18 protein-coding genes and 2 tRNA genes are annotated in these 23,479 nt (G+C 62.8%); 9 read left to right on the plus strand and 11 right to left on the minus strand.

Annotation, left to right across the window (positions count from 1 at the left end; all coding sequences use genetic code 11):
- The first annotated feature begins 23 nt into the window (after nt 1-23).
- From ACAX43_RS20850 to ACAX43_RS20875, 6 genes are all read left to right on the plus strand, one after another.
- The gene (locus tag ACAX43_RS20850; RefSeq protein WP_370710296.1) at nt 24-2,651 is read left to right on the plus strand and encodes a glycoside hydrolase family 2 protein; all 2,628 of its coding nucleotides are present in this window, start codon (nt 24-26) and stop codon (nt 2,649-2,651) included.
- A gap of 628 nt (nt 2,652-3,279) precedes the next feature.
- Nucleotides 3,280-4,014, plus strand: coding sequence for a Crp/Fnr family transcriptional regulator (locus tag ACAX43_RS20855; RefSeq protein WP_370710297.1), 735 nt, complete (start codon nt 3,280-3,282; stop codon nt 4,012-4,014).
- A 46-nt stretch (nt 4,015-4,060) separates the two neighbouring features.
- The gene (locus ACAX43_RS20860) at nt 4,061-5,446 is read left to right on the plus strand and encodes an undecaprenyl-phosphate glucose phosphotransferase (RefSeq protein WP_370710298.1); all 1,386 of its coding nucleotides are present in this window, start codon (nt 4,061-4,063) and stop codon (nt 5,444-5,446) included.
- 2 nt (nt 5,447-5,448) lie between these two features.
- Nucleotides 5,449-6,402, plus strand: a complete 954-nt coding sequence (locus ACAX43_RS20865; RefSeq protein WP_370710299.1) for a glycosyltransferase family 2 protein — start codon at nt 5,449-5,451, stop codon at nt 6,400-6,402.
- A gap of 37 nt (nt 6,403-6,439) precedes the next feature.
- Entirely contained in the window at nt 6,440-7,633 is a 1,194-nt protein-coding gene (locus tag ACAX43_RS20870; protein ID WP_370710300.1) for a polysaccharide biosynthesis/export family protein, read from the plus strand.
- 23 nt (nt 7,634-7,656) lie between these two features.
- Nucleotides 7,657-10,053, plus strand: a complete 2,397-nt coding sequence (locus ACAX43_RS20875) for a polysaccharide biosynthesis tyrosine autokinase (RefSeq protein WP_370710301.1) — start codon at nt 7,657-7,659, stop codon at nt 10,051-10,053.
- Between the two features lie 218 nt (nt 10,054-10,271).
- Here the strand turns inward: ACAX43_RS20875 and ACAX43_RS20880 are convergent, their stop codons facing one another.
- From ACAX43_RS20880 to ACAX43_RS20890, 3 genes are all read right to left on the minus strand, one after another.
- On the minus strand, nt 10,272-10,694 hold the full coding sequence (locus ACAX43_RS20880) for a type II toxin-antitoxin system HigA family antitoxin (RefSeq protein ID WP_370710302.1): 423 nt from the start codon (nt 10,692-10,694) through the stop codon (nt 10,272-10,274).
- Nucleotides 10,691-10,990 (minus strand): type II toxin-antitoxin system HigB family toxin, encoded by a 300-nt coding sequence (locus ACAX43_RS20885; RefSeq protein ID WP_370710303.1) that lies wholly within the window; start codon nt 10,988-10,990, stop codon nt 10,691-10,693. Before ACAX43_RS20885 ends, ACAX43_RS20880 begins: the two co-directional genes overlap by 4 nt.
- A gap of 256 nt (nt 10,991-11,246) precedes the next feature.
- Nucleotides 11,247-12,464, minus strand: a complete 1,218-nt coding sequence (locus ACAX43_RS20890) for a glycosyltransferase family 4 protein (protein WP_370710304.1) — start codon at nt 12,462-12,464, stop codon at nt 11,247-11,249.
- A gap of 151 nt (nt 12,465-12,615) precedes the next feature.
- Between ACAX43_RS20890 and ACAX43_RS20895 the strand changes: the two genes are divergently transcribed.
- Nucleotides 12,616-13,896 carry a glycosyltransferase family 4 protein gene (locus ACAX43_RS20895; RefSeq protein ID WP_370710305.1) on the plus strand — a complete coding sequence of 427 codons (1,281 nt, stop codon included), beginning with the start codon at nt 12,616-12,618 and terminating at the stop codon, nt 13,894-13,896.
- Nucleotides 13,897-14,039: 143 nt separating this feature from the next.
- Here the strand turns inward: ACAX43_RS20895 and rpiA are convergent, their stop codons facing one another.
- From rpiA to rnr, 3 genes are all read right to left on the minus strand, one after another.
- Nucleotides 14,040-14,735, minus strand: a complete 696-nt coding sequence (rpiA, locus tag ACAX43_RS20900; protein ID WP_370710306.1) for a ribose-5-phosphate isomerase RpiA — start codon at nt 14,733-14,735, stop codon at nt 14,040-14,042.
- Between the two features lie 190 nt (nt 14,736-14,925).
- Nucleotides 14,926-15,669, minus strand: a complete 744-nt coding sequence (gene rlmB, locus ACAX43_RS20905) for a 23S rRNA (guanosine(2251)-2'-O)-methyltransferase RlmB (RefSeq protein ID WP_370710307.1) — start codon at nt 15,667-15,669, stop codon at nt 14,926-14,928.
- Nucleotides 15,670-15,836: 167 nt separating this feature from the next.
- Nucleotides 15,837-18,347, minus strand: a complete 2,511-nt coding sequence (gene rnr / locus ACAX43_RS20910) for a ribonuclease R (RefSeq protein ID WP_370710308.1) — start codon at nt 18,345-18,347, stop codon at nt 15,837-15,839.
- Nucleotides 18,348-18,651: 304 nt separating this feature from the next.
- Between rnr and ACAX43_RS20915 the strand changes: the two genes are divergently transcribed.
- Nucleotides 18,652-18,738 (plus strand) — tRNA-Leu (locus ACAX43_RS20915).
- A gap of 239 nt (nt 18,739-18,977) precedes the next feature.
- A tRNA-Leu gene (locus ACAX43_RS20920) sits at nt 18,978-19,064 on the plus strand.
- A gap of 175 nt (nt 19,065-19,239) precedes the next feature.
- Here ACAX43_RS20920 and ACAX43_RS20925 read toward each other — a convergent pair.
- The 5 genes from ACAX43_RS20925 to ACAX43_RS20945 all read right to left on the minus strand — a co-directional run bounded on the left by ACAX43_RS20925 (nt 19,240) and on the right by ACAX43_RS20945 (nt 23,361).
- Nucleotides 19,240-20,679, minus strand: coding sequence for an aldehyde dehydrogenase family protein (locus tag ACAX43_RS20925; protein ID WP_370710309.1), 1,440 nt, complete (start codon nt 20,677-20,679; stop codon nt 19,240-19,242).
- 91 nt (nt 20,680-20,770) lie between these two features.
- Nucleotides 20,771-21,649 (minus strand): PhzF family phenazine biosynthesis protein, encoded by an 879-nt coding sequence (locus tag ACAX43_RS20930; RefSeq protein WP_370710310.1) that lies wholly within the window; start codon nt 21,647-21,649, stop codon nt 20,771-20,773.
- A gap of 109 nt (nt 21,650-21,758) precedes the next feature.
- Nucleotides 21,759-22,034 (minus strand): LysR family transcriptional regulator, encoded by a 276-nt coding sequence (locus tag ACAX43_RS20935; protein WP_370710311.1) that lies wholly within the window; start codon nt 22,032-22,034, stop codon nt 21,759-21,761.
- 133 nt (nt 22,035-22,167) lie between these two features.
- On the minus strand, nt 22,168-22,884 hold the full coding sequence (locus ACAX43_RS20940; protein ID WP_370710312.1) for a transporter substrate-binding domain-containing protein: 717 nt from the start codon (nt 22,882-22,884) through the stop codon (nt 22,168-22,170).
- Between the two features lie 126 nt (nt 22,885-23,010).
- Nucleotides 23,011-23,361, minus strand: a complete 351-nt coding sequence (locus ACAX43_RS20945; protein WP_370710313.1) for a fumarylacetoacetate hydrolase family protein — start codon at nt 23,359-23,361, stop codon at nt 23,011-23,013.
- Nucleotides 23,362-23,479: the final 118 nt, after the last annotated feature.

The raw sequence follows: 23,479 nt of genomic DNA on the forward strand, positions 1-23,479 counted from the left end.
GCACCCAGCTTGCGGGATTCGCCGTGGATACGCTGACGATTGATGCGGTACCGGAGGAAGGCGGCCCACGTCCGGCCGCTTTCGCCAAAGCTGCCGAGGCCACTGAAACGGCCGGCACCGTCAACGCAGTTGCCGCTCCCGAGGCCATGCCGCAGGACCTCTGGCCGCAGCAACTCGACGCGGGCTGGCAGTGCGTCAGCACGTCGGCGGGTGCGTGCGCGTCGCCCGCCGACTTGCCCGCCCAGGGCTGGCTCGCCGCGCCGGTGCCCGGCACGGTGGCGAGCGCGCGCCGTGCCGCGGGCCTGCTGGACGCCGCGAATCCAGCGCCGCTCGCCTTCGACGATCACTGGTACAGGCTCACGCTGACAGGCACCGGCAAACGCCGCTTGCGCCTGCACGGCCTCGCCACGCTCGCGGAAGTCTGGCTCGACGGCATCAAGCGCCTCGACTCCGATTCGATGTTCATCGCGCACGATCTCGACATCGAACTGCGCGGCGGCGCCATGCTCGCGCTGTGCTTTCGCTCCCTGACGCCGGCATTGGCGGCAAAACGCTCACGTGCGCGCTGGCGCCCGCGACTCGTCACGCCGTCCACCTTGCGCAACGTGCGCACGACCCTGCTCGGCCATATGCCCGGATGGTGTCCCCCGGTGCAAGCGGTCGGCCCGTGGCGGCCGGTAGAGCTGTTAAGCGACGCGCCTCACGCATTCGACACAATCGATCTGACAAATCGTCTCGAGGAAAACGACGGCGTTGTTTCGCTCACGCTACGTTTCGTTCATCCGCATGACGTCGACACGTGCGGCGCCTCCTTGAATTGCGGAGGCTTCGTTTCGTCTTTGCAATGGCGCGACGCCTATACGCTGACGGGCAGCGTGCGCGTGCCGCACGCCGAGCGCTGGTGGCCGCACACGCACGGCGAGCCCACTTTATATCCTCTGACGTTGCAGCTTGATGACGGGCGCGCGATCTCCCATTCATTAGGGTCGGTCGGCTTTCGCCGTATCGAAATAGATCGCGGCGCAGACGGCGCAGGCTTCGCATTGCGCGTCAATGGCACGCCCGTGTTCTGCCGCGGCGCCTGCTGGACCAGCGCGGATCTCGTCACGCTGACCGGCACCGGGGCGCAACTGCGCCACGCCTTCGCGCTGGCTCGCGATGCCGGCATGAACATGCTGCGGGTCGGCGGCACGATGGTGTACGAGTCCGACGCCTTCTACGCACTCGCTGACGAGTACGGCATCCTCATCTGGCAAGACTTCGCGCTGGCGAATTTCGACTACCCGACCGATGCTGGTTTCAGCGCCTCCATCGAGCGCGAAGCGACGCAATTCCTGACCCGCACGCGGCGCTTCGCATCACTCGCCGTGCTGTGCGGCGGCAGTGAAGTCGACCAGCAGGCAGCCATGTTCGGCCTGCCGGCTTCGATGCGCGCGCAACCATTATTTACCGAACGGTTACCGGCCGTCGCCGCGCGCGAGCGGTCAGATGTACCGTACGTGAGCAACTCACCCTCCGGTGGCGCGTGGCCGTTTTCGACTAATGAGGGCATCACTCATTACTATGGCGTGGGGGCCTATCAGCGGCCGCTCGACGACGTGCGCCGCTCGCAGGTGCGTTTCGCCGCCGAATGCCTCGCGTTCGCCAACGTGCCCGACGACGCCACCTTGCGCGACGCGCTCGGCACGACCCACCTGCACGATCCGCGCTGGAAAGCGGCGGTGCCGCGCGACCCCGGCGCAGGCTGGGATTTCGACGACGTGCGCGACCATTATCTTCAGACGCTCTACGGCGTGGAGCCGGCACGGCTGCGGTACGAAGACCCTGAGCGTTATCTGGACCTGTCGCGAGCGGTCGTCGCCGAATTGATGAGCGAGGTGTTCGCCGAGTGGCGGCGCGCCGGCTCGACGTGTGGCGGCGCGCTGATCTGGCAGCTGCAGGATCTGCGCCCCGGCGCGGGCTGGGGCTTGATCGACGCCACAGGACGGCCTAAAAGCGCCCTGCACGGGCTCGCCAGGACGCTGCAACCCATTCAGCTGGTCATGACCGACGAAGGTCTCAACGGCCTCGATATTCATCTGCTGAACGAGCGTGCCCAGCCGGTGCACGCGCAACTCGACCTGGTCTGCCTGCGCGACGGCAGCGTCAAGGTCGCGTCGGCGAGCCGCGCGGTCGAACTGGCGCCGCACAGCACACAGCGTGTCGGCGCGGCCGAGTGCCTCGGCCAGTTCTTCGATTTCACGCACGCGTACCGCTTCGGGCCGCGCGCCCACGACGTCACGATTGCGACGCTGCGCGATCCGGCGAGCGGCCGGATCGTGTCTGAAGCGTTTCATCTGCCGGAGCCGCGCATGGCCGAGCGTCACGACCTTGGCCTGACGGTCACCGCCGAGCGCACCGCCGACGGCTGGCAGCTCGTCATCGAAGCGAAGCGCTTCGCGCGCTTCGTTCATATCGTTGACGCGCATTACCGCGCCGCGCACGACTGGTTCCATCTGCCGCCGAACCGCCCCTGTACCGTGCCGCTCATCCCCGTCGGACAACTCGTTGTGGATGCATCCAACCCATTGTTTAAAGCAGACGCAACATACGGGGCACCCGCCGGCGAAGTGCGCGCGATCAATGCGAAAGCCGCGACGTTCTACGGCTGAATGTCTTCCTGAACCCGACCACCCCTTCGCAAGGCGCGTAAAACCTCGCGCTGCGCGAATCCATCTGTCTGGTCTGCAGAATCACTGTCGGTTTTTGAGCGACGCTTTATTCTTAAAAAAGGCGATCCGTACGCCAACGCACGCAACGCATGGAACACATCTGAATCAATTCCGGCACATCGCGGACGCATCCCGACAACGCAGGTACACCGGCTATTTCATCTCTGAGACGTCTGCCGCAAAGCGGTGCTCAGCAGCCGCTAATCCAATCTGATCAACGACTTGGCTCAAATAAAAATGCCTTTCAAAGGGCCGGCGCACTGGCGAGGCGTGGTACAGATTTGAAACAAAAAGCCGCGTTTGACTTCGCGCGCCGTTAAGGCTTTGTGCGTTATGCCCCACCAGCACTCGCTTTCCCCATGGTTGGCACGCTCCTCGCTATAGAGAGAACGCAACATCGCGTCGCCGTAAGAAGCTAGAAGAACGGCGGTGACGCATCAGGCCAATACGGGGCCGTTCCTGTTCATCCTTCGCTGCTCGCCAGGCAGCACGTCGTCAATTAAAGGATGCAGGCATGGGATCAAAAACAGGAAGCCACGCAGAGCGGGGCTTCACGCGAGGACCGATCATGTTGACACTTCAATCAGACCTGCACGGCAATCATTTGCTGGGCGCATTGCCCTCCCATGAATGGCAAGCGCTTGCCCCTCATCTCGAACTGGTTCATCTGCGCACCGAGCAGCTGCTGTGCGATTCAGGTCAACGCATTCATCACGTCTACTTCCCGACCACCGCGATCATCTCGATGCTCTCGACGATGGAAGACGGCAGCTCGGTCGAAATCGCCGCGGTCGGACGCGAAGGGATGACCGGCGTGCCGGTGCTCACCGGCGGCGAAACCATGCCGAACCGCGTGCAGGTGCAATGCGCCGGCTTCGCCTACCGGATGAGCGCACAGGCGCTCAAGCAGCAATTCGCCCGCTCGGACTTCCTGCGCCGCCTGATGCTGCTGTACATGCACGCGCTGCTTACGCAAGTCGCGCAAACCGCTGCCTGCAATCGCCACCACGCGCTGAACAAACAACTGTGCCGGTGGCTGCTGATCGAAGTAGACCGCGTCGCAACGAACGATCTCACGGTCACCCAGCAACTGATCGCCGACATGCTTGGCGTGCGCCGCGAAGGCATCACCGAAGCCGCCGGCAAGCTGCACGACGAAGGCCTGATTCACCACAGCCGCGGCCACATCAAGATCCTCGACCGTAAAGGCCTCGAAGCCCGCGCCTGCGAATGCTACGGCCTCGTCAAGCGAGAATTCGACCGCCTTCTGCCGCGCCTGCGTCAAGCTGAAACCGTCGAGTAAGCAGCCAGCCAGGCGCTGCATCGTGTCGATTACGGGGTAGATCATCATGTTCAGGAATACTGCGCGATGTCTCGACGCATTCTTTGTGATTGCGGGCGGGATGCTCGCTCACGGGATGCGTTTTTCGACGCCGATTGCGTTGTCGGACACCGAGCGTCTCTTGATCGCTTTTAACTGCGTGCTCGTGCTGCTGCTGTTTCCCGGCTTCGGCGTCTATGAAACGTGGCGCGGCAAGTCACTCCCTTCCATGCTGGCAAGAGTCGCCGCGGCATGGCTGGTCGTGGTCGCCACCGCCCTTGTGCTGGCGTTCACCTTGCATCGCATGGATGCGGTTTCGCGCCTGTGGTTCGGCTACTCGACGCTGATTTCCGGCGCGCTGATCATCGTCACCAAGTGCCTCGTGCATGTGGCCTTGCGCAGCGTGCGCCGGCGCGGCATGAACTTCCGCACGGTCGCGATCGTCGGTGCGCCCGGCTTCTCGCGCACTTTGCTCGCGCATCTCGAACATGCACCACAAGCCGGCTTCAAGCCAGTCTGCATATTCGACACCAGCATCGAAGCGGCGGGCACGCTCGGCGCGCGTCGTAACCGTCTGCCGGTGCTCACCGATCTGAATGCGTTCGCCGCCAAGGTGCGCGAAGAACACGTGAACGAAGTGTGGCTCGCGTTGCCGCTTTCCGAAGAACATATGATCTACCGCTTCACGCGCATGTTCAGACACGACTTCGTCAATCTGCGGTTCATTCCCGATGTACGCAGCCTCTCGCTTTTCAATCACGCGCTGGTCGATGTCGTCGGTTTACCGACGCTCAATCTGAGCGCCACGCCCTTCTCGTCACCGCAGATGTGGCCCAAGCTGATCTTCGACCGCCTGTTCGCGGCGGCCGCGCTGCTGGCGCTCACGCCCGTGTTCATCGTGCTCGCGATCGGCATCAAGCTGAGCTCGCCCGGGCCGGTGTTCTTCCGTCAAACCCGCAAGGGTGTCGACGGCCAGCCGTTCGCGATCTACAAGTTCCGTTCGATGACCGTGCATCACGAAGCGCATGGCCAGGTCACGCAGGCCGCGCGCAACGATACGCGCATCACGAAACTCGGCGGCTTCATGCGCCGCACCAGTCTCGACGAGTTGCCGCAATTCCTGAACGTGCTGCTCGGCCAGATGTCGGTGGTCGGTCCTCGTCCGCATGCGGTCGAACACGACGATCTCTACAAGGATCAGGTGTACGGCTACATGAACCGCTACCGGATCAAGCCGGGCATCACCGGCTGGGCGCAGGTGAACGGCTATCGCGGCGCGACCACCAAGGTCGAAAAGATGGAGACGCGCGTCAAGTTCGATCTCTTTTACATCCACAACTGGTCCTTCTGGTTCGACATGAAGATCGTGTTCATCACGATTTTCAAGGGCTTTGTCGGCCGCAACGCATTCTGACCATGCCACTCCGGGAACCGTTTGTGAAAGTCTCCGTGATCGTGCCGACCTACCGGCGCACCGCCGATCTGGCGCGCTGCCTCGCGGCACTCGATGCGCAGGAGCGCCGCGCCGACGAAGTCATCGTGATCGCACGCCATGACGATTACGCGACGCTCGACTGGCTGCGCACCCGCGACGCGAACCGGCCCGACCCGCGCCGCTGGATCGTGCTGGTGCACAAGCCCGGCGTGGTGGCGGCGTACAACCTCGGTATCGAAAGCGCCAGCGGCGACGTGCTCTGCTTCACCGACGACGATGCCGCACCGCATACCGACTGGATCGCGCGGATCGCGCGCGCTTTCAAGGATGATCCGACACTCGGCGGCCTGGGCGGACGCGACATCGTGCATGAACGCAACGGCATTCTGCAGGGACAAAAGCCGCGCGTGGGCATCGTGCGCTGGTATGGCCGGACCATCGGCAATCACCATGTCGGCCACGGCTCGGCACGTGAAGTCCAGGTCCTCAAGGGCGTCAACATGGCGTTTCGCCGCGAGGCGATCGGCGCGCTGCGCTTCGACGCCCGCTTGCGCGGCACCGGCGCGCAGGTTCACTGCGAAATGGCCTTCAGTCTGGACGTGCAGCGGCGCGGCTGGACCCTGATTTACGACCCGTCGCTGCTGGTGGAGCACTTCCCCGCCCAGCGCGGCGACGAAGACCAGCGTTTCACATTCAACGACGCGGCTTTCTATAACGCGTCATTCAATCTCCGACTCATCATGTGCGAATACCTGACGCCACCCGGCCGATGGGCGTTCGTCGCTTACTCGACGCTGATCGGCGATCGCGCGGACCCGGGGTTCCTGCGCGCCTTGTCGTTGGCATTCGAGCGCGGCGGCGTGGCACTCGCGCTTCGCAAATGGAGAGTTGGTTTACGCGCAATGCGCGGGGCATGGCAGGAGGCGGCACGCTGACCGATCAGCGCACCGCTTCACGCAAGGGACCACCAAAATGACTATCAAAACAATTGCCGCAGGGCTCGCGGCCGCCTCTCTTTGCGCCTGTTCGTTGGCGCCAGGACCGTATCTGGACACCAAACGGCTGGAGCCGCCGGCTCCGCCGGAACAGACCGCTGAGAAGTTTCCGGTACACGCGATCGACGTCGGCTATTTTCGCCAGCAGCGCGCGGCCGCCGTACCGGCCGTCTGCCCGCTGTCGTGCCTGACGGCGAAGACGCGCGGCGCTTACGACTACCGGCTCGGCATCAGCGATCAGTTGAGCATCATCGTCTGGGATCACCCGGAACTGACCGGCGGCACGCTTGGCGGCGTGCCGCCGCTGCCGGCCAGCGGCAACGCTGCGGCGCCCTCGCCTGGACCCACCCAGACACAAGGCGCGACCCCGATCGCGCCGGCGCCGGCGGTCAGCGGCGAAGGCGGACTCACGGTACGCGTCGCCAACAACGGCACGATCTTTTTCCCGCGCGTGGGCCGCATCAAAGTGCTCGGCATGACGGCGCAGGAAGTCCAGGAGGCGTTGACGAGAGGGCTTGCGAAGACGATCCGCAATCCGCAACTCGACGTACGCGTGTCGGGCTTCAACAGCCAGTCGGTGCAGGTGACGGGCAATCTGCGCACGCCCGCCTCCGAGGCGATCACCGATACGCCGCTCACCGTGCTCGATGCGATCAATCGCGCGGGCGGCGCGTTGCCCGATGCGGATCTGCAAAACGTCGGCGTGACGCGTGACGGCAAGCGCTACACGGTCGACGTCGCCGCGCTGCTCGAAACCGGCGATCCGCAGCAGAACGTACTCCTGAAAGACGGCGACATCATCGACGTGCCGGACCGTTCGAACAGCCGTGTATTCGTGCTCGGCGAAGTGAACAAGCCGACCTCGCTGCCGATGAACCGCGGCCGTCTGACACTCGCCGATGCGCTGACGGGCGCCGGCAGCCTCGACGTCAAAACCGGCGACCCGCGCTTCGTCTACGTGGTGCGCGGGGCCGACAAAACCCTCACGCCCGACGTCTATCAGCTCGACATGACCCAGGTCGACGCGTTGATGCTGATGACCAAGTTCGAACTTCAGCCGAAGGATGTGGTGTACGTGCAGGTCTCGAGCGCAGCACGCTTTAACCGCGCACTCGAACAGATCACGCCGACCCTGCAGTCCTTGTTCTACACAGTGCAACTGTCCAGATAAATCGCCTGCCACGGAGTATCACTATGAGTACGTACGATATGCTGGACCACGGACCGGCGCCAAGAAGCGACGAGGACGCCGTGATGCGCGATTTGCTGCGCATCGTCATGGATCAGATAGGGTGGGTGGTCGGCATTGCCGGCTGCGTGATTCTGGCCGCGGTGATCTATACGAAGGTCGCCACGCCGATCTATTCCGCCGACGCACTGCTTCAGGTCGATCCGCAGAACAACACTGCCGGCTCGCAGAATCAGAGCACGCCTTCGCTCGTGCCGTCGGTGGGCCCGATGCGCACCGACGCGGAAATCGAAATCATCAAGAGCCGCGCCGTCGTCGAGCCGGTAGTCGAGCAATTCAAGCTGAACTTCAGCACGGCTGCGAAGACCGTGCCCGTGCTCGGCAAGATCTCGTCGTTCTTCGCGCAACCCGGCCATCCGCTCGGCACGGCCTTCGGCCTGGACTCGTATGCGTGGGGCGGCGAGCAATTCGAGGTCGAGTCGATCACGGTGCCGAAATCGCTTGAAGAGGCGCGCCTGACGCTGCATGCGCTCGGCTCCGGCCACTATGAACTGACGGACGCGTCCGGCCGGCAGATTCTGAGCGGCGTGGCCGGACAGGAAGCAAGCGGCAACGGCGTCAAGTTGTTCGTCAAGACGCTGGTGGCCCGTCCCGGCACCGAATTCTACGTGACGCGCTTCAACCAGCTGGACGCGGTCGCCGCCCTTTCGTCAGGATTGCAGGTGGTCGAAAAAGGCCGTGACACCGGCGTCGTGCAACTCTCGTACATGGGCGCCAATCCGCACGCGATTACCGCCATCACGAATGCGGTGGCGGCATCGTATCTGGCGCAACGCACCGAACGCGCGCAGGAAGAAGCGAGCCGTATGTTGAGCTTCCTGAACAGCGAATTGCCGCGCCTGCGCGAAGAAGTGAAAAAGACTGAGACCGCGCTGTCGGAGTATCAGTCGAAAGTCGGTTCGTTCCAGCCGACCCAGGAAGCCGGGGTCTATCTCGCCGGTGGTCTGGACTACGAAAAACAGATTGCGACACTGCGCATTCAGCGCGCGCAGCTGCTGCAGCGCTTCACTGAAGACAGCCCGGAAGTGCAACAGGTGGACGCGCAACTGGCTGCGATGTCGCGCGAAAAAGCCCGCTTCGAAGATCACTTCAGCACGCTGCCGAGCTCCGAACGCAACGCCCTCTCCTTGCAGCGCGATGCGAAAGTCGCCGAGGAAATCTACGTGGCGCTGCTGAACAAGACTCAGGAGCTGTCGATTTCGCGGGCCGGCACGATCGGCAACGTGCATATCATCGACCAGGCCTTGCTGCCCTCTGAACCGGTCCGGCCGAAGTCGGCACTGATCATTTCGGCGGGCACGTTGCTCGGCGTGATCGGCGGCATTCTGTTCGCGTTCTGCCGCCGCACGTTCTTTACCGGCGTGGCCGATCCCGAGTTCGTTGAACGGCGCTTCCATTTGCCGATCTTCGGTTCGATCGCCTTCAGCCCGGAACAGGCACGCAGCGACCGGCAATTGAGCGCCGCACGCACCGCTGCGTTGCGCGCGCCCAAGTCGACGCCGACCGAAGTGCCGACGCAGTCATCGGGCGTCATGGGGATGCTGCGCACCGATTCGGCGACAGCGGCGGCTCGCCAAGGCAGCGTGCCGGTGGGTACGCAAACCATCATTGCGTCGGGCAAGACGCCGACGCGGCCGCTACTGGTGAAAACCCATCCGTACGATACGACCGTGGAAGGCTTGCGCGGGCTGCGCGCCACGCTGCAGTTCGGCTTGATCGACGCGCCCAATCGTATCGTGGCGATCACGAGCCCCGCGCCTTCGGACGGCAAGAGCTTTCTGTGCGCGAACCTGGCCGCGCTGATCGCGGAATCGGGCAAGCGCGTGCTGCTGATCGACGCCGATCTGCGGCGCGGCCGGCTGGCGCAATATCTCGGCCGCTCGCCCCACGGCGGCTTGACCGAACTGCTGACGGGCCAGGTCGATCTGGACGTCGCGGCGCGCGCCACGGGCGTGGACGGCTTGCACTTCATCTCGGCGGGCGCTTATCCGCCGAATCCGTCCGAGATTCTGACGTCGTCGCGCTTCGGCGAAATCCTCGCGCGCTTCGAGCAGGAGTTCGATCTGGTGATCGTCGACACGCCGCCGCTGCTGGCGGTGGCCGATGCGGCGGTGGTCGCGCATATTGCCGGTTCGACGGTGCTGGTGATGCGGGCCGGCGCGCACACCGAGGGCCACGTGGCCGACGCGCTGAAGAAGCTGCGGCGTGCGCGCGCCCGGGTGGTGGGCGGCGTGATGAATGCGGTGCCGCTCAAGAAGCACAACAGGAACGGCACGTATGACTACGCGTATGCGTACACCTACTCCGCCAGCGATCCGCTCGATACGCACGGATCACGATAAGCCGGGTTAAAGGTCGTACAGCGAAGGGGCTGCGCCGGATTCAGGTGCAGCCCTTTTGCATTGGCGCACGGTGAATGCAGCTAGAGGGGGACTTAAGGCTGCCGCGGCAAATGCCGACGCCGGCGGCTGACATGCAGACCGCCGGCGTGGCGTGGAGAATGCGGGGGGAAATTGCAACGCAACGCTCGGCGCAAGGCCGGCGCTGCGGCGCGCTGCGTTTACAGAAACGCGCTGACGTCGGTATGAAAACGCACGGCCAGCGCCTTTGCCACCTTTTTGCTGATGGCGCGCCGGCCCGCAAGAATATCGCTCACCACGGTGGGCGATGCGATACCCATCAGATCCTTTTGCCTGAGCCCGTGCGTCTCTAGCAGATGCCGCAACACTTCGCGCGGCTCCGCTTTCGGGATCGTCACGTTGCTCGCTTCCCAGCTTTCGATCAGGTCGGTGACAATCGCGAACAGATCGGCAAGCGGATCCTCCTCGTTGCCGTTCAGGTGATCGGCGAGCGAGTTGGCGAGCCGTACCATCGTCTGATAGTCCTGCTCGTTGCGAATGGGTGTGATGGGCAACTGGGTTTGCAATGCAGCCCAGGTTTGAGCGATGTCGGGAAAGGCTCCCGGGAGGCGATCGGCATTCATGAGTTTAAATTCTTCCTCGTCCAAAGGTCGTATTCCGCATGCGTCAAGACGTGACGAACGAATAACGACTGCCTGTTGTAGTGAATCGCCGCGACGATCCTGAACCGGTTGCCGCCCACATCGAAAACAGTGTATTGCGGCGGCACGTAGTCCACGCTCGCGAACGTCTGCTTCAGGTCGTTATAGCCATACGCGAGGCAAGCCTGCGCCAGTGAGTACCACGTCAACAGCGCACTGCGCGCCCCCGGATGTCTCTCTATAAAGTCCAGCAACGCTTTCTTCGAAATGACCCGCATCGTATTTCCTCGCATGTACTCGCGCATTGAACATGCACGCTCTACCTGCAAGGAATAGGCTGGGATCGATACCGATAGCCGGCCGCACGGCATAGACCGAACGGCTATCCACGGTTTTCTTCTGTACGACAACGTCATTTTATTCGCATATCGCGAACTTCGCAATATGCGAATAACGAGACGGATGCGCCTGTTTCAGGACCTGCTCGCAAATTCACGCCGTCCAGCGCGGCGGCCCCACACGAGCTCGTCCGCGTCAGCGCCCCCAACTGCTTTCTTGCGCGCGTTCGCTGGGCCATGCAAGGTCCTGGGTGGCCAGATCAGGTTCAATCCGTTCCGCCGCCGCCACCCGCAGACGCCAGCCTGCCGCCGCGATCGTGCGCGTTACTTCGGACATGAAGGCGCGCCGGAAAACCGCCGCGGAAAAACGTTCGGCGTTCGCACGGCATGCCGCCGGCGTGATCTGATCACACTGCCGTTCGAAGCGGTCGATCGCATCGAGCATCGACACGACCGTTTGGCGTGCGAAAAACACGCCGGTAGGACGTGCCTCGCCGACCGGCACCACGGTTTCGAGCGCCCCGCCCTTGCCGAATGCAATGACCGGCGTGCCGCACGCCTGCGCTTCGAGCGCGACGATGCCGAAGTCTTCTTCGGCGGCGAACACAAAGGCGCGCGCGCGTTGCAGATGATCCTTGAGAACCTTGAACGGCTGATAGCCGAGAATCGTCACATTCGGACCGGCCTTGGCGCGAATCGCCGCCATCTCCGGTCCGTCGCCGATCACGATCAGCTGGCGGTGCGGCGTCGCGTTGAAGGTGTCGACAATCAGGTCGATGCGTTTGTACGGCACCATCCGCGAGGCCGTCAGATAGAAGTCTTCCTTCTGTGTGCACAGTTCGAATTTGTGCACGTCGACGGGAGGCGGAATCACCGCCGCATCGCGCCGGTAAGTTTTCATCATGCGCCGTGCGACGAACTGGGAATTCGCAATCAGACGGTCGACGCCGTTCGCCGAGTGCGAATCCCAGCCCCGCAGATAATGAAGCAGCACGCGCACGAGCCACGACTTCGGCCCGCGCGTCAGATTCGCTTCGCGCAGATACTGGTGTTGCAGATCCCACGCGTAGCGCATGGGCGAATGCACATAGCTCACGTGCGTCTGATCGGGGCCGACCAGCACGCCCTTGGCAACCGCGTAAGAACTTGTGATGATGAGGTCGTAACCCGACAGATCGAACTGTTCGACGGCCAGCGGCATCAACGGCAGATACGCGCGATAGCGGCGCCGCGCAAACGGCAGGCGTTGGATGAACGAAGTCGTGACAGGTTTGCCGCCCAGCGGCCTGCGGTCTTCAAGGAAATCGACAAGGCTGAAAAGATCGGCATCGGGAAAACACTCAATGATCTGTTCGAGCACTTTCTCCGCCCCGCCGGGTGCGACGAGCCAGTCGTGCACGATCGCCACTCTCATGATCTCCCCACCTATAAATAAACGACCCATGGCCTTAGCAACGAGTGTATGTGCCGCATCATTCAGTGTGCGTGCGCGTGCCCACATTCGGCGCGCGACAGTCCGCGAATAATGAAACCTCTCCATTCGCCTCTTGCGAACGGCACGTTCAATGACTTCGCCTTCCATGCGCCCAACGATCGACGCCTCTCCACTCGCCCACTCCTTGCCGCTGGTTCAACCGGCCCTGATCGACCCACCCACGGCGCCCGCACCGGCGGCAACGCTCCCGTCCGCGATGCCGAGCGTGCTCTTCGTCGATCAGAGCGGCCAGCTCGGCGGCGCCGAATTCGCCCTCCTGCCACTGGCGGGAAGCTGCGCTGCGCGCAGCGAGGTCGTGCTGCTTTCCGACGGCCCATTTCGCGCCCGCCTCGAAGCGCTCGGCGCACGCGTGCAGGTGCTGAACGACGCTCGCGTGTCGGGCATCGTGCGGCAAGCTTCCGGTTTGAACTGTCTGCGCGCCGTACCCGGCATCCTGCGTCAGGTCCGCGCGATCGCGGCACGCGCGCGCGCGTTCGACGTGCTGTTTCTCAATACGCAAAAGGCGCTGGTACTTGGCGCGCTCGGCAAGCCGCTGCATCGCAAGCCGGTGATCTGGTATCAGCACGACATCCTTACGCGCGAGCATTTCGGGCGTGTGCAGTTGAGCGTCATCAAGTGGCTGGTGCGCTTCGCGGTCGATCACGTGGTGGCGAATTCTCAAGCGTCGGCTCGCTCGCTGACGGCGCTGACCGGCATCGCGCCCGACTCGGTGCCCGTCATCTACAACGGCATCGACGCAGGCGCGTTCAGGCGCATCGACGGCACCGACATGGCTGCGCTACGGCGGTGCCTGGGCTTGCCGCAGGAGGCGTGGCTCGCAGGTTTGTTCGGCCGCCTTGCGCCCTGGAAAGGTCAGCACATTGCGCTCGAAGCGCTGGCGCGGTTGCCCGACGTGCACCTCGTATTGGTCGGTTCGCCGTTATTTGGCGAGGACGCCTACGCGCAGCGCCTGCACGAGCAGGCCGAAACGTTGGGCATAGCGGATCGCGTGCACTTCGCGGGCTTTCAGGACGACGTCCCCGCGTGGATGAAAGCGATGGATGTGATCCTGCACACGTCGACCGAGCCGGAGCCGTTCGGGCGAGTGATCGTGGAAGGGATGGCGGCGGCACGCCCGGTGATTGCCACGGCCGCGGGGGGCGTAACCGAGATCGTGCGGCATCGGCACAACGGCTGGCTGGTGAAACCAGGCGACGTCGCCGCGCTGGCTGATGCGATTGGCGCATTGCGCGCCGACCCGGCGCTTGCGCAGCGCCTCGCGGACCAGGCGCTTACCGATGCGCAAACCGAGTTTTCAGTGGCTCAGTATTTGCAACGGATGAGGCAGGCCATCGGGCAAGCCGCGCGCTAATGCTGGTTGATGCAGGTGAGTGCGGAGCGACGTGGGTTTCTGTTGGAGCGAGCGGCGGCCGCCGGTGCGTGCAGGTCCATGCGGGTCAATGCAGGAGAGCGAGCCCGCTGAAGCAGGCTCGCGCGCCACTGCAAAAGCTGTGATCAGCCCTTGCTGTACTCGATCGTCTCGACGCCGGTATCCGTGCCGAGCAGGCACAGATTCGCGCCGCGGCCGGCGAACAAACCTACCGTCACCACGCCCGGCCATGCATTGATGTGCATTTCCAGCGTGCGCGGGTCGCTGATACGCAGACCCTTGACGTCGATGATCTCGTTGCCGTTATCGGTAATGAACGGCACGCCTTCCTTTGTCACGCGCACCACCGGCACGCCGCCGAGCGCCGTGACGCGGCGGCCGATCGCCGTGCGCGCCATCGGCACGACTTCGATCGGCAGGGGGAAGTTGCCGAGCGTGTCGACCAGCTTGCTTGCATCGGCGATGCAGACGAACACGTCCGATACGGACGCAACGATTTTCTCGCGCGTCAGCGCACCGCCGCCGCCCTTGATCATCGCGCCGCCGTGGTCGATCTCATCGGCGCCGTCGACGTACACCGGCAGCGAATCGATTTCGTTCAGGTCGAGCACTTTGAAACCGTGCGCTTGCAGACGCGCGGTCGTGGCGAGCGAACTCGACACCGCGCCGCGATAACGCGTCTTGTTGGCGGCCAGCGCGTCGATGAAACAGTTCGCGGTGGAGCCCGTGCCGACGCCGATCACCGAGCCTTCCGGCACGTTGGCGTTCACGTAGTCGGCGGCGGCCTGGCCGACCAGTTGTTTGAGTTCGTCTTGGGTCATGGGGAATGCAGGCGAGCAGTAAAAACGGCAAGTTTACCGGAGTGGCGAGGGAGCGCCGGATTTGCCAGGCACAGCGACGAGGAAAATGGCCGCCGCGTGCGCCCGAACACTGTTCCCGGCGACGCGCGAGCCGGTCCTGCCGCATGCGATTGAAATCGGCGCGTAGACCGGCGTTGCGCGATTCAGCGGCTTACTTCTTCACCGACCGCTGACGCACCGCTTCGAACAGACACACGCCGCTTGCCACGGACACATTCAGGCTCTCGACCGTGCCCGCCATCGGAATCTGCATGACCACGTCGCAGGTATCGCGCGTGAGGCGCCGCATGCCCTCGCCTTCGGCGCCCATCACCAGGGCAACCGGACCGTCGAGTTCCGTGTCGTACAGGCTCTTGGTAGCCTCGCCGGCCGTGCCGACTACCCACACGCCGGCGTCCTTCAACTCACGCAGCGCACGCGCCAGATTCGTGACGGTGATGTACGGCACAGTGTCGGCTGCGCCGCTCGCCACTTTCGCGGCCGTCGCATTCAAGCCCACCGCGCGATCGCGCGGCACGATCACCGCGTGTGCGCCGGCCGCATCGGCCACGCGCAGGCAGGCGCCGAGATTGTGCGGATCGGTCACGCCGTCCAGCACCAGAATCAACGGCGAACCGTTGATACCGTCGAGCAGTTCGGCCAGGTTCTGCGCGAGCGGCATGTCGCTCGCACGCGCGACCACGCCCTGGTGCCGCTCGGTATGCGCGAGACCCCACAGACGCGTTTCGTCGGCGGCGATCAGACGCACGCCGGCTTCCTTCGCCGCATGCAGGAATTCGGTCATGCGACGGTCTTTGCGCGTTGCGTCGTAATAGACCTCTTCGACCGTCGACGCATCGTGACGCATACGCGCGGTCACTGCATGGAAACCGTATAGAACCTTGAGACGTGACATGACTGAAAAACCTTTGATTGAGCGCGCCTTCAACGCGCGCTGCTGTGATGAATACCAACTTGAGTACCGGGTACCGCTTCAGTACTTGATTGCGATGAAACGCAGACCGCGCGCAACCGGTACGTGCCGACGTACCCATTGCGCGCGGTTTAAACACTAACGCGACTTCAGCGCTTCTTGCGGGCCTGCGGTTTCGGTGTCGATTTGACCGGAGCGCCGTGCTTCTTCGCCGCGCCACGCGCCTCTCGCGCTTCATTGATGGCCGCGGTTTGCGCCGTCGCAGCTTTCTTGCGCCGGCCGCCCGCGCCTGCCGCGCCACCGGCTCCGCCTTCCACCGGCGGCAACGAACGCACGCGTGCGCCGCCGTTGTCGCCGGATGCCTTGTCGGCGAGAGCCGGACGATTCACCGGCGACTTGATCGGCGTATCGCGCACCAGCCGGAAGTCAATCTTGCGCGCATCGAGATCGACGCGGCTCACCTGCACCCGCACGCGGTCCGACAAGCGGTAGCGAATGCCGGTGCGTTCGCCACGCAATTCGTTCTTGATCTCGTCGTACTGGAAGTAGTCCGAACCCAGTTCCGTGACGTGCACGAGGCCTTCGATAAAGAGCGAATCGAGCTGCACGAAAATGCCGAACGACGTCACGCCGCTCACCATGCCGCCGTACTCTTCGCCGAGCTTGTCGCGCATGAAGTAGCACTTGAGCCACGCTTCCACGTCGCGCGAGGCTTCGTCCGCGCGGCGTTCGTTGGCCGAGCAATGCAGACCGAGTTCTTCCCAGATCGCCACGTTGTTCGAGCGCTGGCGGCCGCGCTTTTCGTCATCGGCTTGCTGCATCGCGCGGGCGCGCGGCGAGAGCGCCGTATTCAACTCGACGCCGTGCGGCGCTTCCGGCTGATACTTGCGGCCTTGCAGGATCGCGTAGATCGCGCGGTGCGTGAGCAAGTCGGGATAGCGGCGAATCGGGCTCGTGAAGTGCGCATAGGCCTCATACGCGAGGCCGAAGTGGCCAATGTTCTCCGGGCTGTAGACAGCTTGCTGCATCGAACGCAGCAGCATGGTCTGCATCATTTGCGCGTCGGGCCGTTCGCGGATCTGCGCCATCAGTGCGGCGTAATCGCTCGCGTGCGGCGTGTCGCCGCCGCCGAGCGAAAGGCCCATGCCGCGCAGGAAGGTGCGCAGATTCTCGAGCTTCTCGGCAGTCGGCCCGGCATGCACGCGGTACAGCCCAGGATGCTTGTTGCGCTTGAGGAAGTCGGCCGCGCAGACGTTCGCGGCCAGCATGCATTCCTCGATCAGCTTGTGTGCGTCGTTGCGGGTGCGCGGCACGATCTGCTCGATCTTGCCCTGCGCATTGCAGACGATGTACGTCTCCGTCGTATCGAAGTCGATCGCGCCGCGCTTCTGGCGGGCGGCGAACAGCGACTTGTAGACGCCGTACAGATTCTGCAGTTGCGGCAGCAAGGCAGCGCGGCGCGTGGCTTCAGGACCCTTGGTGTTCTTCAGCACCGCCGCGACTTCCGTATAGGTCAGCCGCGCGACCGAATGCATCACGCCCGGATAGAACTGATAGGCCTTCACTTCGCCGCGCGCGGTGACGATCATGTCGCACACCAGCACGCAACGGTCGAGGTGCGGATTCAGCGAACACAGACCGTTCGACAGCTTCTCCGGCAGCATCGGAATCACGCGGCGCGGGAAGTACACCGAGGTGCTGCGTTCGATCGCTTCGGCGTCGATCGCGCTCTTCGGATGCACGTAGTGCGAGACGTCCGCGATCGCGACGATCAGGCGGAAGCCTTCGCCGCGACCCACCTGTACCGGCTCGCAATAAACCGCGTCGTCGAAGTCGCGGGCATCTTCGCCGTCGATCGTGACGAGCGGCACGTCGCGCAGATCGATGCGATGACGCGCGTCGACCGGGCGGACTTCGTCGGGGAGCTTGGCGGCTTCGTCGAGCGCGGCCTGGCCGAATTCATGCGGCACGCCATACTTGCGCACCGCGATTTCGATTTCCATGCCGGGGTCGTCGATATCGCCGAGCACTTCCACCACGCGGCCGAGCGGCTGCGAATGACGGCTCGGGAAATCAGTCAGCTCGACCACCACCACCTGGCCGACCTTGGCCTTCTTGGTGTTCTGCGTGATCAGGATGTCATGGCCGATGCGCTTGTCTTCAGGCGCGACGATCAGCGCGCCGTTCTCGTTGAGCAGGCGGCCGATCACGCGCTTGTTGGCGCGGTCCGTGACTTCGACTACATGCCCTTCCGGCCTGCCACGACGGTCATAGCCGACGATGCGCGCGAGCACGCGATCGTTGTGCATGACCTTCTGCATCTCGCCGGTGGGCAGGAACAGATCGTCCTGACCGTCGTCGCGAATGAGAAAACCGTAGCCGTCGCGATGGCCCTGCACGCGGCCTGCGACGAAGTTCGACGGATGGGTCAGCTGATAGAGATTGCGCTGATCGAGCCGGATCTGGCCGTCGCGCTCCATGGCGCCTAAGCGCTTGAAAAACCCTTCGCGCTCCTGGCGTTTGATCGACAGGGCTTCGGCGATGTCGTTCGCGGCAAGCGGCGCTTCACTCGTGCGCAGGACGCCGAGGATTTCTTCGCGGCTTGGGATCGGATACGGGAATTTGCTCAAGGGCTTGTCGATGATTTTTTCTCGTTGCATGGACGTCGGTCGGCGATGTGGCTCGGCTTAAGAAGCGATTGGGTTGCGCTTAAGTTGCACTTGCGATTGCACTGGAATGACTGCTCGGGTCCGGCTCGTTCAAGTCTGAGTCCGACGGGCGTGTGCACCGTGCCAACGAACTACTGCGAGGCATTCTAACACCCGTCTTGCGCGCCACGCGGCCCGTCAATACGCGCTGTGAGCCGCGCGCAGCCTCGCCGCCGGGTTGGTTAAGCGACTTTTGAGAAACGCTTGACAGCCCTGAATCTGTCGCTATAATGGCGTTCTTCGCTGTTCATCACCTGCCCAGGTGGCGAAATTGGTAGACGCACTAGGTTCAGGTCCTAGCGGTGGCAACACTGTGGAGGTTCGAGTCCTCTCTTGGGCACCAGATTCAAAAGTAAAGCCGCCTTCGGGCGGCTTTACTTTTTGTGTGAAGCCATCTGATCCGGTTCTGGTTTTTTCGATCGGATCATGGGTTAGCAAAACGGTTGATTCGCTGTGATTTAGCAGGAAGTTTTGCTTTGCTGCACGACACAACCAAGCGGTTGATGAAGCGATAGTTTGTTTGCCCGCAGGGATTGACACACTGCATCATCCCGCTAAAATAGTGGTCTAGCTTGAAGACGTGCCCAGGTGGCGGAATTGGTAGACGCACTAGGTTCAGGTCCTAGCGGTGGCAACACCGTGGAGGTTCGAGTCCTCTCCTGGGCACCAACAGTTGTTCCGGCGTAAGCCGAAGTAGTCCGAGAAACCCCGTAAGATCAACGTCTTACGGGGTTTTTTGTTTCCCGCAGTAAGTCCGAAGTGTTCGACTCGGTATGGGTATCGATGTACTGGAAGCGCAACTGGCACACGCCAAACGTGGGAAAGGCTTGCCGGTTCGACCTTATCAGGCCGTTGCTGACTGTTCATGGTTGCCATATACCGCCTTCCTGATGCACACGACCTTCGGTTGGGTCATTTCCTCGTACGCAAATCTGACACCTTCGCGGCCGAGGCTTCCGTACTTGAATCCCCCGAACGGCATGGCGTCGAATCGGTAGTCCGACGAGTCGTTGATCATGACGCCGCTCGCCTCCAACCTGCCGGCCGCCTTGAGCGCGGCATGCAGATCATTGGTGAAGATGCCGGCATGCAGACTGTATTCAGAGCTGTTGGCGAGCGAGAGTGCCTCATCCAGTGTCTCAATCCGCTGAAGAACGACAACCGGGCTGAATATCTCCTGCTTCCACAGGTCGCATTCGAAGCTGACGTCCTCAAGTACCGTTGGCGCGTAAAGCGAACCGTCCTGAGTATTGCCGCACAGCAGTGTGGCTCCCTGACTGATCGCGGCATCCACCACGCGTCTCGTGCGCGCCGCTGACTGAGCCGTGATCATCGGCCCAACGTCCGTGTCAGGCAACGCGGGATTGCCCGTCTTAAGCACTTTGGTGCCGGCAACGAAACGCGTCCTGAACGCGTCATAGATGGACGACTGAACCAGAATGCGTTGCGTGCCAATACAGTTCTGGCCTGCGGCCCAGAACGCTCCTGACACGCACGACGCAGCAGCATCCTCGAGGTCGCAGTCGTTCAGAACGATGACGGGTGCATTACCGCCCAGATCCATCGCAAGCTTTTTGAGGCCTGCGGAACTGGCTATTCTCTCTCCGGTTGCGAATCCACCGGTAAACGAAACCATTCTGACGTCCCGGGATGAGACGAGTGCTTCGCCGAGCGCTGCGCCACCCGTCGCGACCGACACGACGTTCTGTGGCATGCCGGCCGCCACCAGATATCCGACGAGCTTGATCGCCGATAGCGGCGTGAGTTCGGACGGCTTGAGAACGACGGCATTGCCGCCCGCAATCGCCGGCCCTAGCTTATGCGCAACCAGGTTGAGTGGATCGTTGTACGGCGTGATCGCAACGATAATGCCGAGCGGTTCCCGGGTGAACCATCCCTGGCGGTTTTCCGATCCACCATACGCGTCGAACGGCACGACCTCACCTGCGTTTCGACGTGCCTCATCGGCGGATAGCTTGAGCGTGTTCACACACCGCAGCACTTCTTTCCGAGCCTGCTTGATCGTCTTGCCCGCTTCCGCGACGATGAGACTGGCAAATGCGTCCCCATCACGTTCCACGAGCGATGCGCAGGTTTCGAGCATGCGAGAGCGTTCGTAGCGGGACAGGTTACGGCAAACGCGCGCGCCCTCCTTCGCGGTCTGCATCAGCACTTGCGCACCTTCCGGCGGAATGTTCACGACCGTGCCGACTTCGACGCCATCGAAGGGATTGGTGACCGAGATAAAGCCGGGCGATGAGTCAATGGAAAATGCGGAATTCATTTCGAAGCGCCTGCGTCCTTTCTTGCGAATGCAGAAAATGTCGGTAGCCAACGCGCAAGCCGTTTCAGCGCGTCTTGCGTCCGGTCCCTGGCTAGAGCGTAAGCGAGCCCTCCACCGATGTGACGCAGGAACCGCCCACGCGCACATTTCCGTTCGCATCCACGCTTACCTTGATTCGCCCGTCTCGACCGACACACCGTCCCTGAGCAGCCACGTAATCTGTTCCGCCGGGTGGCAACAGTCCACGCTGCCACTGGAAAGCAGCCACGCTGCCGTTACCGCTTCCGCAGACTGGATCCTCCTCCACGCCACAGGACGGCGCGAAGGTACGCACTTCGATTGCCGCATCGTCTCCATGCTCGCGCGGGCCGAATACGGTCAGGCCCGTGACGCCTAAGCGGCGCTCGAGCTCCGCTAACCTGGCGACATCCGGCTGAAGATTAAGTACGGCAGTGGCATCGTTCAGATGCGCCACAATCCAGATGGCGCCGACGTTCACGATCCCTGGCGCAGTCTTCTGGTCCACTTTGCAGCCGAGGATCAGCTCCAGTTCCGCCACATCCGCCGCGTGCAACGGCTCCAGCTTCGCAGGCGGCAGGTTGAACGTGAGCTGGCGGTCTGCGCCTCGCTCTTCGATCGTCAATTCAACGAGGCCGATGCCGCATTGTTGAATCAATCGACCGCTGTCGCGTGGCGTGACACGCCCCGCTTCCACGATTGCGTGAGCACTACCCAGAGTCGGATGTCCTGCGAAGGGAAGCTCACTACGCGGCGTGAAGATCCTCAAGAGATAGTCGGCCCCGGCTATTGTGGGCGGAAGGACAAAGGTCGTTTCTGACAGGTTGGTCCAGCGCGCGACCGCTTGCATCGCTTCAGTGGTCATGCCCTCCGCATCTAGTACCACGGCCACCGGATTGCCGAGAAGCGGCTTCGCGGTGAAGACGTCAACCACTTTATAAGATCGTTTCATGTTCGCCTCGTCTGACTCGCGTGGACATCTGGGCATTCTTTGGATGCAAGTGCAACACATGCATCGTAGCGCGTGCAACCCAACCATAACAGTCACAGTTTTTCGCTCGTTAGACCATTACAATTTCGCCCGACCGGAACGACGCGCGCTCACCGGTTGACGGCCCGCTTCGGCATTGCCAGCGCCAGCACACAACCCAGCAGCAGGCAGATAGCGTCGCACCGCGCGGTGAGCGGTCGAACAGGGCCGCGCCGAGTTCCTTTTCCAGGTTGCTGATCTGTTTGCTGACCGAGCTGGGTGCGACAAAGAACGTCTCCGAAGCATGTCTTAACGAACCCGTGCGAGCGACTTCGGCGAAATACCTGAGTGACCGGGGCTGGATCATGATGTCATGTCCGTGCAGCGGATCGCCGGGCCGGCGCGTAGTGTCGTCGGCGCAGACGGATTCTGTGCCGGAGGTATGGCGACCAGGCGTTGCACGGGCGTCCGCCGACGCCCGGCAGGGTGCATCATTCCGCTCAGGTCGCGCTCACGCTGTCGAGTTCCGTCTGCGTGAGGCCGTACTTCGCCATGCGGGCACGGTGATCAGCCGAACCGAGGTACTTGCGAAGTTGCTCATTCACCGCCTGCAGAAGGTCAGGATTGCCCTTGCTGAACGAGAGGGCGCCCACAGGTGCCCTGCCATCCTTGCTCGTTTCGTGCGCCACCACTTCCAGCTCCTTATTCGCACTGGCAAGGACACGGCTGCCAACCGCCGTGCTCGCGTAGGCGTCGATTTTTCCCGCGAGCAGTGCGTCGATCGCTTCGGTTTGGCCCTTGAACGCCACGATCTGGCTATCGATCACGCCGGCCGACTTTGCAGAGTCGAGCTGAACCGTCCCGGCGACGATTCCAAGCCGCGCGTCGTTGCGCGCCGCGACGGCCGCGTAGCTCGCCAGCGCTTTCGGATTGCCCTGGCGAAGCAGGAATCCGTCGCCCAGTGCCCAGACCGGCACACTGAACGCAACGCGCTCAGCGCGCTCAGCGGTCACAAAAATGGGTACGTTCATGTCCCACCGGCCTTCTTGCACGCCAGGCAGAAGTTCTTCGAACGAGGTCAACTGATGTTCGATGGAGGTCACACCGATCGCCCGAAGCACCACCTCGGCCAGCTCGATGTCGGCGCCCGTCGCCGAATGATCTTCACCCGTCCAGTAGAACGGCGGTTCCTCGAGATATGCGATTCTTACTTTCATAGCTGTGCTCCACATGTCCAGCAGTTAAGATTCCGGCCGCCCGCCGTTGGGCGCGGCGATTCATTTGTGCATCGACGACCCGGCTGCCTGAACCGTACAGTGCTGTGAACCGAGACCCTCGATTCCTCAAGCGATGATGTCGCCTTCCTTCAGATAGTCTGGCTCTGGTTTGTTGTACGCAACGCCTTGAGGCGTCCCAGTCAGGATGAGATCGCCAGGTAACAAGGTCATGAATTCACTTAGATGGGCAACGATCTGGCTGACGGAAAACACCATTCTGCTGGTACGGCTTTCCTGCCGGGGCACATCATTTTTTTGCAACCAGATCCTGAGATCGAGCGACGCGGGAAGCTCGTCCAGCATAACCAGCCAGAGTCCGAGCGGAGCGATTGGACTACCCAGCCGGGAGGCTGGAGGCGCTTCCGGTAGCCGCGAAAAATCAGCCCGCGATATTTCGCTCAGAACGTTTGCTTCCAACGCGCTCCCTGATCAATCGCGGACCAGGCTGCTGGCGTCGCGCACCGTTCCGGAGGCGTCAAGAATACCTGGCCGCTCGTCACCCGGCGGACCAGATCGGACAAGTTCATCGCGATGT

It is taken from the genome of Paraburkholderia sp. IW21 (assembly GCF_041321145.1).
In the GTDB taxonomy this organism is placed as follows: Bacteria; Pseudomonadota; Gammaproteobacteria; order Burkholderiales; family Burkholderiaceae; genus Paraburkholderia.